At 64.5% G+C, this 11,418-nt stretch carries 8 protein-coding genes; 5 read left to right on the top strand and 3 right to left on the bottom strand.

Features of this window, described 5'->3' with window-relative positions:
* Positions 1 to 40 precede the first annotated feature (40 nt).
* Both AC3FNH_RS13655 and AC3FNH_RS13650 read right to left on the bottom strand, forming a co-directional pair.
* Positions 41 to 361: a c-type cytochrome gene (locus tag AC3FNH_RS13655; RefSeq protein ID WP_488720412.1), complete on the bottom strand. Its 321-nt coding sequence runs from the start codon at positions 359 to 361 to the stop codon at positions 41 to 43.
* Between the two features lie 85 nt (positions 362 to 446).
* On the bottom strand, positions 447 to 2,189 hold the full coding sequence (locus AC3FNH_RS13650) for a PQQ-dependent methanol/ethanol family dehydrogenase (RefSeq protein WP_488720411.1): 1,743 nt from the start codon (positions 2,187 to 2,189) through the stop codon (positions 447 to 449).
* 327 nt (positions 2,190 to 2,516) lie between these two features.
* Between AC3FNH_RS13650 and AC3FNH_RS13645 the strand changes: the two genes are divergently transcribed.
* The 3 genes from AC3FNH_RS13645 to AC3FNH_RS13635 all read left to right on the top strand — a co-directional run bounded on the left by AC3FNH_RS13645 (position 2,517) and on the right by AC3FNH_RS13635 (position 7,688).
* Positions 2,517 to 4,958 carry a TonB-dependent receptor gene (locus AC3FNH_RS13645; RefSeq protein WP_488720410.1) on the top strand — a complete coding sequence of 814 codons (2,442 nt, stop codon included), beginning with the start codon at positions 2,517 to 2,519 and terminating at the stop codon, positions 4,956 to 4,958.
* 115 nt (positions 4,959 to 5,073) lie between these two features.
* Positions 5,074 to 5,757: a cysteine peptidase family C39 domain-containing protein gene (locus AC3FNH_RS13640; RefSeq protein WP_488720409.1), complete on the top strand. Its 684-nt coding sequence runs from the start codon at positions 5,074 to 5,076 to the stop codon at positions 5,755 to 5,757.
* 365 nt (positions 5,758 to 6,122) lie between these two features.
* Positions 6,123 to 7,688: an alpha/beta hydrolase family protein gene (locus tag AC3FNH_RS13635; protein WP_488720408.1), complete on the top strand. Its 1,566-nt coding sequence runs from the start codon at positions 6,123 to 6,125 to the stop codon at positions 7,686 to 7,688.
* 176 nt (positions 7,689 to 7,864) lie between these two features.
* Here AC3FNH_RS13635 and AC3FNH_RS13630 read toward each other — a convergent pair whose 3' ends face one another.
* Entirely contained in the window at positions 7,865 to 8,155 is a 291-nt protein-coding gene (locus AC3FNH_RS13630; RefSeq protein WP_488720407.1) for a hypothetical protein, read from the bottom strand.
* Positions 8,156 to 8,850: 695 nt separating this feature from the next.
* Here AC3FNH_RS13630 and pgi point away from each other — a divergent pair.
* Positions 8,851 to 10,482, top strand: a complete 1,632-nt coding sequence (pgi, locus tag AC3FNH_RS13625; protein ID WP_488720406.1) for a glucose-6-phosphate isomerase — start codon at positions 8,851 to 8,853, stop codon at positions 10,480 to 10,482.
* A 21-nt stretch (positions 10,483 to 10,503) separates the two neighbouring features.
* Entirely contained in the window at positions 10,504 to 11,118 is a 615-nt protein-coding gene (locus AC3FNH_RS13620) for a phosphatase PAP2 family protein (RefSeq protein ID WP_488720405.1), read from the top strand.
* Positions 11,119 to 11,418: the final 300 nt, after the last annotated feature.

Below are 11,418 nucleotides of genomic sequence, written 5' to 3'. Positions count from 1 at the left end.
CACGACAGACGCCACTGTAGTGCCAGGACCAACGCAAACCTCACCCCACGCTTAACACCCACTCCGCCAGCTTCCTCGCATCCGCCTCGCCGAGGTTCCCATGCGCCGGCATGGGAACCGGCCCCCAGACACCCTTGCCACCCTCGCGGATTTTCCTGCCGAGCCGCTCGGCCGCCTCGCCGTCCCCCTTGTACTTCGCCGCCACCTCGGCAAACCCCGGGCCTACCACTTTCGTTTGCATGCCATGGCAGGCGAAGCATCCATTCTTGTCAGCCAGGGCCTGCATACCGGCCGCATTGTCCGCCTGAGCCACGCAAGGCAGCAGCAAAGCCGCCGCCAGCGCCATCCATTCCTTCTTCATACCTTGGTCCCGCTGTTTCGTGTAGCAAATTCGCCGGCATCGGCTCAGCGATGCCGGCGTCTCCGGAGCATCAATTGGTCTGCGTTCAGCCCTTATGCAACTTGAACACCCACACCGAGCCGCCCTGCTCAAGGAAGTTCACCCGCTTGGCGACTTCCCCGCCCCACAGCGGCACCGCGCCGCCCCATCCCGACACCACGGCCACGTATTGCTCGCCGTTGTCTTCCCAGGTGACCGGCGGCGCCACCACGCCACTGCCGGTCTGGAACTTCCACAGCTCCTTGCCGGTCCTGGCGTCGGCGGCCTTCAGGTAGCCTTCCGGCGTGCCCCAGAACACGAGCCCGCCGGCGGTGGTCATCGCCCCGCCCCACAGCGGCGCGTTGTTCCTGACCTCCCAGACGATCTTGCCGGTCCTGGGGTTGATCGCGCGCAGCGCGCCGATGTAGTCCTCGTTCAGCGGATGGATGGTGAAACCGGCGCCCAGGTAGGCTGCGCCCTTCTTGTAGCTGACCGGCTCGTTCCAGATGTCCATGGCCCACTCGTTGGCCGGCACATAGAACAGGCCGGTCTGCGGGCTGTAGGCCATCGGCTGCTGGTTCTTGCCACCCAGGAAACCGGGCGCGGCGAGTACGGACTTGCCCTTCTTCGGGTCGTCGCCACTGGCCGGGTCGCCGGGGCGGCCTTCGTCGATGTAGTTGGGCCGGCCGGTCTTCAGGTCGATGCCGGTGGCCCAGGTGATCTTCTTCACGAACGGGAAGGCATTGACCAGCTTGCCGCTGGCCGCGTCGTTGACATAGAAGAAGCCGTTGCGATCGGCCTTGCCGCCCATGCGCTTGCCGTCCAGGTCGAAGGTCACGAACTCATTGACGCCATCAAAGTCCCAGCCATCGTTCGGGGTGTTCTGGTAGTGCCAGACGATCTTGCCGGTGGCCGGATCGATCGCCACCGTCGACGCCGAGTAGAGGTTGTCGCCCTTGCGGATATGGCTGTTCCACGGGCCGGGGTTGCCGGTGCCGAAGTAGACCAGCCCCGTGGACGGATCATAGGTGCCGCCAAGCCAGGTAGCGGCGCCGCCGGTCTTCCAGGTCTCGCCGGGCCAGCTGGCGTTCTCGGTGCCGGTCACGCCGTTCTCGGTCTTGTTGCCGTCCTTGTCGTACTTGTAGCCCATGTGGCCTTCGACCACCGGGCGCGACCACACCAGTTGCCCGGTCTTGGCATCGCGCGCCTCGACCCGGCCGACCACGCCGAACTCGCCGCCCGAAATGCCGGTGAGCACCATGCCTTTGACGATCAGGGGCGCCGCCGTGTACGAATAGCCCGCGGCATAGTCGGCCAGCTTCTCCTTCCACACCACCTTGCCGGTCTTCTGGTCGAGCGCGACCAGTTGTGCATCCAGCGTGCCGAAGATAACCAGGTTGTCGTAGAGCGCCGCGCCGCGGTTGACCACGTCGCAGCACGGCATGATGCCTTCGGGCAGCCGGTGCTCGTACTTCCACAGCTTGCTGCCGGTCTTCAAGTCGAGCGCGTAGAGGCGAGAGTACGACGCGGTGACAAACATCTTGCCATCGTGGATCAGCGGCTGCGCTTCCTGCCCGCGCTGCTTTTCGCCACCGAACGAGAACGACCACGCCGGCACCAGGTTGGCGACGTTCTTGGTATTGATGCGTGTCAGCCCGGAATAGCGCTGGCCTTGCGGTCCCATGCCCCATGACAATACGTCGCCGGGGCTCTTCGCATCGTTCTCGATCATGGCATCGGTCACTGCCGCCTGCGCGGCCAGGGTGGCCACGGCAGTCGCGACTGCCATCACTAGTCGTAACGTCCTCATTGTCATCTCCTCTTTATTCTCGGTTTCCACCGGCGCACCACTGCGCCATACACCAGTGACGCTTTTGGCAATTCCCATGCCAGTCGGATTGCCGCGCAAACACGCCGGTTGCAGACGCATGACGCCGTGGCGGCCGTGTCAGCACGCAACATTGCGTTGCATCTGCTCCAGAACTGAACAACCGCCGGTGGCCTGGGCAGTCAGCCAAAGCGGTCGCGCCAGCGCATAGCGCCCCGAGGTACGGAACCTGCTCTGTCTCCCTCAGCCAGTTCAGGTCCGGTCGTTGCCCAACGCAGGCAGCCACCCCTAATCCGGAGGAGACGCAAGATGCCAACCAACCCGTTCCCTGCGCCGCCACCGCAGGCCATCCACCACACCCGCGCGCGGCGCCGCAAGCGCTGCCGCCGTGCGGCCACGGCGATTGCCATGGCCGTAGCGGTGCTGGCGCAGCGGCCCGCTGTTGCGCAATGGGACACCGCTGCGCCAAAGCAGGACAGTGCCGTCCTGCCAGAAGTGCTGGTGGTGGCGGCCGCGCCGCTGCCCGGCATCGGCGTGGACGGCAACCTGGTGCCCTACACAGTGCAGACCGTCCGCGGCGATGACCTGAACGGTACGCGCGCCAGCAACCTGGCCGACTACCTGGGACGCAACCTGGCCGGCGTCAACGTCAACGATATCCAGGGCAGCCCCTTCCAGAGCGACATCACCTACCGCGGCTACCGAGCCTCATCGATCGCGGGCGTGCCGCAAGGCCTGTCGGTCTACCTCGATGGCATCCGCATCAACGAGCCGTTCGGCGATGTGATCAGCTGGGACATGATCCCGGAGGCCGCCCTGGAAAGCGTGTCGCTGGTCTCCAGCGCCAACCCGGCCTATGGCCTGAACAGCCTGGGCGGCGCGCTGGCCATGACCACGCGCTCGGGCCTGGACTCGCCCGGCTTCACGGCCGACCTGTCCTATGGCAGCGGCAACCGCAAGCGCGCCGACCTGTCGGACGGCGTGCGCAGCGAAGGCGGCTGGCACGCCTTCGCCGCCGGCACGCTGTTCCAGGAGCATGGCTGGCGGGACGACTCGTCAGGGCAACTCGGCAACGTCTTTGCCAAGGCGGGCTATGCGGGCGAGACCGACAGTTTCGACGTATCGCTGCTCCATGGCCGCAGCACGCTGACCGGCAATGGACTGGTACCGGCCTACCATGCCAGCGGCAACGGGACTGAGCCCGACATCTACCAGTTGAACCGTCGCGCGGTCTATACCTACCCGGACCAGACGCGCAACCAGGTCACCCAGGTCGCCATCAACGGCCGCCACTGGTTCGACGACAAGACCAGCGCGGCCGCCCTTGCCTACGTGCGCAACAGCCGGCGCGACACCACCAGCGGCGACGTCAGCCCCGACTACGAGGCCTATGCCGAAGCCTGTGCGGACGGGTTCAACGCCGATGGCAGCCCGCGTGGCGACGGCTGCGGCGTAACCCGTGCCGAAGGCGCGGCGCTGCACCCGGCCGTGGTCAATACCAGCCATATGCGGCAGCAGACCGTAGGCGTGGCCCTGAGCCTGGCCAGGGAGACCGAACACCACGTGCTGAATGCCGGCATCAGCCTGGACCGAAGCCGGCTGACCTATTCCCAGTACGCCCAGCCGGGCACCTTCACCGACGACCGCGGCGCCGTGGCCGATGCCGGTGCGCCAAATAACCTGGTCTCCGGCGTCAGCGGCAACGCCCGCACGTTCGGCATGTACCTGTCCGACACCTGGACCCTGACGCCCAGCACATTCCTGACGGCGTCGGCACGATGGAATCTCGCCACGGTGAGCAATACCCTGCAAAACAGCGACGGCAGCGAGCAGCCGCGCGAGAGCTTTACCTACCACCGTCTCAATCCCGCGCTGGGCCTGGTGCAGAAGCTGGGCGGCGGGGTCTCGGTGTTTGGCGGCTATGCGCAGAACAACCGCGTGCCCACGGTGCTCGAACTGGGCTGCGCCGACCCGACGCAGCCGTGCCGCCTGCCCGCCGGGCTGCAGGCGGACCCTTACCTGAAACAGGTCGTCTCGCACGCCTTCGAAACCGGTGTGCGCTGGCGCCCCGGCAAGGACACCGACGTCACCGCGACGCTCTACCGCATCGACAACCACGACGACATCCTGTTCCTGCGCGCGCCCAATACACAGATGGGCTACTTCGCCAACTTCGACCGCACCCGCAACCAGGGCCTCGACCTCACCGCCCGCCAGCGCGTCGGCGATGTCACCTTGCGCTTTGCCTACAGCTACCTGCAGGCCACCTACCAGGCGAGCGGGCAGCTCGCGGTCGGCGAGCGCACCATCGACGTCCGCCCCGGCATGCGCATGGCAGGCCTGCCACGCCACACATTCAAGTTCGGTGCGGACTGGCAAGCGCTGGCGGGGCTGACCTTGGGCGCCGACCTGGTAGCCGTGTCCGACAGCCCCGCCAGCGGCAATGAAGACGGACTGCGCGGCGACCCCCAGCCGGGCCAGCCGCCCAAGGCGGCCAACTGGCACGTGCCCGGCTACGCCACGGTCAACCTGCGCGCGGCGTACCAGGTCAACAAGCACTTCGAGGTCTATGCCCGCGTGGCCAACTTGTTCGACCGCCGCTACGAGACCTACGGCCAGGTCGCGAACAATGTGTTTCCCGGCGGCACCCTTGTGCAGCCGCATGTCGCGCCAGGCGACAGTGCGACGGCGTTGTTCGTGGCTCCGGGGGCGCCGCGCAGTGTCTGGCTGGGTCTGGTGTACCGGATGTAGCAGCCGCCTCAGTGGGACTGAACAGGCGTTTCAATCCTGATTCAATCCTGGCGCGGCGACTCTAGGCTGTTTTCCTGATAGGCCCAGGCGTGTTGGTGTACTACGCTCGAAAAAAATGAACACGCCACTGAAACCGGGGGGAATCATGGGTGAGCGGATTTCGCGCGTGCAGCACGCGCCGGCTGGCCCTGCGCTATTTGAGATGCCTGCCGCCGCAACGGCCCGGCAGTCGGGCGCGGAGGATCCACTGCTGGGTTGCCTGCTGTTGATAAACCGGGCCCGACAGCGGCCGGTGTCGTCCATCGCCCTGCAGGAATGGCTACCTCGGCAAGGGGGGAACCTGACATTGTCGCTGCTGGGCACCGCAGCGGAGCATTTCGGCTTGTCGACCCAGCTGGTGGATTACAGTCTCGACGAGATCTCGGACACCATGCTGCCGGCCATCCTGTTGCTGGCAGGGAACAGGCCTTGCGTGCTGCTCCGGCGCGGCGAATACGGACGGCTGACCGTCGCCCTGCCAGGTTGGGGCGGCGGGGTGCAGGAAGTCGGCTACGATGAATTGCAGGCCCAGTACAGCGGGCACGCAGTCTTGGCACAGCCCGCGCCAAAGCCCGAATTTCCCGCCACGACAGAACTTCCGCAGCCTTGCCCGCCGTCCAGCATGGTGTTGCAGCCAGCAAGGCTCGGCCATGGCGAGCGACTGCTTGCCTCGACACTCAAGGTGCTGCGCCTGGCAGGCCGCCGGCTGAAAATGTGGCCCGCACTGGTTGCCAGCACAGTATCCCGTAAGCAGGTCTGATCACGCAGCCTGCCGCCGGCTTCCATGCGATGGCCGGAGAGCCGGGAATTTGGCGTTCCCGGTCAGCATTGCGCTGAAGCATGTGCTCCTTGACTTTCAATAGACGGAATCTAGGATTCTGAGAGCCGCAGCGACCCGCATGCGAGATTCGTTTCTCCTGCGGAGGAGCCTGGCTGACCAGCCGCAACCATGACGCGCTGGCCATCGCGAATCAAGGCAGACCGACCGACGCACTTGCCGGGCCAGACAAGGCATCTGGGCTGGCGGGATGGCTCATGAGCGCCATACAAAAAGGCGATGCCTGTTGTCGATTCGTGGACCACGCTACCAAAAAACAAGCCGAATAATCGGGATTAGGGGTCAACATGAATTCGATCAAGCGCAAGCGTTGTATTGCGGCTTTGGCCTGCCTGACACTCAGTGCGGGCGCCTTTGCGCAATCCGTCCCCGGACTCCGGGGCCGGTTGCTGGATCAGACAACCACACTACGCGTCAGTGCGGGCGAGCTGGCGAAACTGCTGGGTTCAACCGATGCAGGACGGCAGCTTATGCAGGTCGCCGGTACCCCGGCTTGCGCGCTGGAGATCGTCTATTTCCGCTATGGCACGATCGGCGGCGCGAATGAGATTACCAACGCCAGCGCCGCCCTGATGATTCCCAGTGGCGGGCCGGCCTGCAGTGGGCCGCGCCCGACCATGCTCTATGCCCACGGGACCACGACCTATCGCAATTTCAATATTGCCGATCTGGCGCAAACGGACAAGAGAAACGGCGACGGTGCATCAGAAGGCCTGGCCGTTGCCGCCATGTACGCGGCTCAGGGCTATATCGTCATAGCGAGCAACTACGCGGGATATTCAGGCTCCGGTCTTGCTTATCACCCGTACCTGAATGCGGCGCAGCAGTCGGCCGACATGATCGACTCGCTCGCGGCCGGCCGGGTGGCCATGGGCAAAGCAGCCTCACACAAGCTCACCTGGGATAACGGCAAGCTATTTGTGACCGGCTATTCGCAGGGCGGCTACGTTGCCATGGCCACGCACCGTGCCCTGCAAGCGGCGGGGGTCAACGTGACAGCGGCGTCGATGGGTTCCGGCCCCTATGCCCTCGGGGCCATGGGCGATGCCCTGGTCGCGGGCGAGGTGGACATCGGCGCCACCGTGTTTACGACCCTGATCGCAACAAGCTACCAGCATGCCTACGGGAATCTCTATGGGAATCCAGGCGATTTCTATGAGCCTGCCTACGCGCATAACGTCGAAAAATTGCTGCCGAGCATGACGTCACTGGACGCCTTGATCGAAAAACAAAGACTTCCTGCTACCGCGCTCTTCAGCCTTACAGCTCCTGCCCGGCAGTTTGCAGCGCTGACGCCACCCACGTCATCACCGCTTGCGCCGTCGGACCTGACGCCGATATTTGCCCTCGGCTTCGGCCAGGGCAACCTGGTGCGCAATGAATATCGTCTGAGCATGCTGCAAGACGGACTCGTGAATCCGGACGGCGCATTCCCGAATGCAACGGTTGCGATGGCGCCGGCGGGCAGTCCGGCCCATCCCCTGCGTCAGGCATTCATGCGCAATGACTTGCGCAACTGGACGCCGAACACCCCGGTTCAACTCTGTGGCGGGCACAACGACCCGACTGTCTTTTTCTTCAACGCGACCGTCGAGCAGGCTTACTGGAAAAACGCCAAAGTCCCGCAAACGCTGACTACGGTGCTGGACGTGGATTCCTCAGTCGCCGGGACCAATGATCCCTATGCCGCGATCAAGCAAGGCTTTGCCAACGCGAAGGCAACACTGGCCGCGCAGGCTGTAGCCGGCGGCGCTACGGATGGCGGCGCTTCCGCGGTAATCGAGGCTTACCACGGCGATCTGGTGGCGCCGTTTTGCATGGCTGCGGCACGCACGTTCTTTGGGGGCTTCTGAGGCGTTTGTCAGTTTCCTCAGGCGTGCATAGTCGGAGTATTGCGAGAGCGGGCCGATCCATTTGATGAGCCCGACTCGCAGCCAGACCGGCGAGGCCGAGCCGCACTAGGGCGCGGCTCGGAAGCGGCTGGAAGCGGACAATTTCCCGTTTGCTCTACCCGCCCGTGGTGTGGACTTCAGTCCAGCTGAAAATCCTGGTCATACAACAAGGCCAGCACACTCAGTACCTGCGTCTCGTGCGCGAGCCTGGTAGCGAGGGACAACAGATCCTCGCGCATTTCCTCACTCATGCCTCCGGGGCTCTCGCTCCTGGTGCCGTAGTCGCTGGCCACAAACAGCACGCCATGAAGCTGCGCGGCGCGTTCCGTCGCCAGGCTCAGCGGGTTTTCACCTGGGCGGTGAGCGGTGACGAGCATGCCGGCACCCGTGTGCTCCGCCGTGATGCCGTTGCAGGTGTGGCTATGCATGGTGCACCTCCGTTTGCGAGGCGAACATGCTTTGTGGAACTGCGAAGGTGCCTGAAATTGCCAATGGCCCCGTATGGGCAAACAAAGACCGAATCATAGAACTACCTCCTATCGTGCAGGATCAATACCGCTTTCCCGCTGCTAATCGGGGTGGGCGGACGCAAGGCAGGGTTAGCAGTCCGGCGAAAGGAACCGGCGAGCCCGGAGTGGAGGCTCCCCTGCCAGGGCCCGCCCATGAAGGAGGCGCGCACAGGCACGGTGGACGTGAGAATACCGCCAGAATGCGGTCGTCCAGCCCTTTCGTCCGGGCTGCTAAACCCGGTCGCTTCAGTTGTAAGCGACCACGGCAGTATGGTGTCGCGCCTTGCTGGCGAGAATGAGGATTGCCTCAAAAGTGGGGAGGCGCGGTTGCGCATCGGCCCCGGCCGGCCATTCTCGGTCAGTCGGCCCATGATCGATCAATGACTAAATTGGAGAAGCGGCCGAAACCCCCTCCCATGAGGGCACTGCCGAAGGCCGCGGCAAGGCGATAGTGTCAAGAAAATTCCCCCACCATGCGGGGTAACACAACCAACAGATCAGTCACAAAATGGCCGCTTCGTGAATTTGCCGCACGGCAGAAGGGGAACCCCCTATCACAAGGGATCTGGTCCCAGGCTGATTCGGGGTGCTACCCGAGCCTTGGAGCAGCCTTGATGTCGACGACCCTCCCCGCCTGGCAAGATTTGCGTGAGCACGCCGCCAGGATTCGCGATACCCATATGCGTGACTGGTTCGCGGGCCCGCACGGCCAGGCCCGCTCCGAGCGCCTGACGGCTGAGGCCTGCGGCCTGACCCTTGATTACGCCAAGAACCGCGTCACCGAGGAAACGCTGACCCTGCTGTTCGAGTTGGCCCGCCAGGCACAGGTATGCGAGCGGCGCGATGCCATGTTTGCCGGCGAACCGGTCAACACCACCGAGCGCCGCGCGGCACTCCATATGGCACTGCGAGCCCGCCCCGGCGATGGCTACCGTGCATTGGGTATGCCGGTTGAGGCCGATGTATCAGCCGTCCTCGTGCAGATGGAACTTTTCGCGGATGAAGTGCGCAGCGGCACCTGGACAGGCTTTGACGGCCGCGCTATCACCGACGTGGTCAACATCGGCATCGGCGGTTCCGACCTTGGGCCACGCGTGGTGTGCCGCGCCCTGGAGCAGGATACGGAGCCCGCGCCGCGCATGCATTTCGTCGCCAACGTCGACGGTTGTGACCTGGCGCGCAAGCTGGCTCGCCTGGACGCGGCCACCACGCTGGTGATCGTCTGCTCCAAGACTTTCACCACGCTGGAAACCATGGCCAATGCCCGCACCGCGCGCGACTGGTTCCTGCGCCATGGCGCCAGGCAGACGGATCTGGCCCGCCACTTCGTGGCCGTCTCGACCAACCGGGACGCCGTAGCAGCGTTCGGCATCGACCCCGGCAATATGTTTCCCTTCTGGGACTGGGTGGGCGGGCGCTTCTCGCTGTGGTCGGCCGTGGGCCTGTCGATCGCCGTGGCTGTCGGCTTTGACCGGTTCCGCCAGCTGCTGGATGGCGCACGGGCTATGGACCAGCATTTCGCCAGTGCGCCGCCCGAACAGAACCTGCCGATGATCCTTGGCTTGCTCGATGTCTGGTATCGCAGCCTCTTGGGCGCGGGTAGCCGCTGTGTGGCGCCCTATTGCGAACCGCTGGAATTGCTGCCGGCCTTCCTGCAGCAACTGGAGATGGAGAGCAACGGCAAGTCGGTGCAGCACAACGGCGCCGCGCTCGAAGCCGGCTCTGCCGCGGTGGTATGGGGCACCACCGGTACCAACGGCCAGCACGCCTACTTCCAAATGGTTCACCAGGGTTCGCAGCTGGTGCCCGTGGACTTCATTGCCTGCTTGCAACCGCACAGCGACCTGCCCGGTCACCACACCAAGCTGCTGGCCAATTGCTTTGCGCAGAGCGAAGCACTACTGCGCGGGCGGACCGCCGAAGAGGTGCGTGCCGAAGGCCAAGTTGATGAAAGGCTGGTGCCACATCTCGTGTTCGAAGGGAATCGTCCCAGCAATACCCTGCTACTGCAGCGGCTGGATGCTTTCCACCTGGGCGCATTGCTCGCCATGTGCGAACACCGTGCATTCGTGCAGGGCACGCTTTGGAATGTAAACTCCTTCGATCAATGGGGAGTGGAACTCGGCAAGAAGCTGGCTGGCCCAATCGAGCGCGAACTGGAAGGCGCACCGGCGCAGCCGCATGACGCATCGACAGCCGCGCTGATCCGCCGCGTATGCCGCGCCAGAGCCATGACACCGGACTGACTCACGCTATGCGAGCCCGAGATGTATCCTTGGCAACTGATCTCCCGCCTCGGCGAGAGCGCATATTTGTTGCCCAGCGCGCTGTTTATCGCGCTGTGGCTATGCTACCGCCGTACACCCGGCAGCGCATTGCTTTGGCTGGCGGCCGTCGCGGTCGCCGCGGGCCTCACGCTCATATCGAAGCTCGCGTTCATGGGATGGGGCATGGGCATCCCCGCACTCGATTTCACCGGCGTATCCGGCCATAGCGCGGTGTCCGCAGCTGTCCTCCCCGTACTGCTATATTTGTCCGCCCCAACAACACGCCACGGGCTCGCGCGATTCAGCGCGTACTGCGGCGTTGGGTTGGCACTTTTGATTAGCTGGTCCCGCCTGGTCCTGCACACGCACTCCTTGTCCGAGGTGTTAGCCGGGGTGACGTTGGGGCTGGCCGCTAGCCTGACTTTCCTCAACTGGCGGAGGGCCAACGCACTACCGCGGAGCGTGGCGCCGCTGATCGGCGCCCTGGCATTCTTCTCCGCCATACACGGATTGCCCGTCCCCTACCTCGTCGACAATACCCATTACTGGGTCGAACGTACCGCGGTTCGCCTATCGGGGCGTGATTTCCCCTACCGCCGCGGCGAACGCAGCTAAATCGCGCGCTGGATGCATTAGCGATGTCGTGGGCGCTTGCAAGTTCGGCCGGCCAGGGCAGTTCGCGTTCGGAAGGCTTTAATTAGGTTCTTCGCTGGATTGCGGGGGAATTCCTTGGCAGGCGCCGCTGTTTTGCCGGCGTAGCCGGCGGTGGGTTTGTGGCTGTGACTGGCTCGTCGTGCTTGGCGGGCGCCGCTGTTTCGCCGGCGTAGCCGGCGAGTCACTTTTTGTCCGAGTCCCTCCATGTCAGGATAGTTGTCGCCTCGCCGCCTTTCGATGAAGGACAATGGAGGGCGGAAG

The organism is Cupriavidus sp. 22TCCZM01-5 (genome assembly GCF_057798915.1).
Note: the sequence above shows the minus strand (reverse complement) of the source record. Positions and strands in the feature narration are given on the sequence as shown.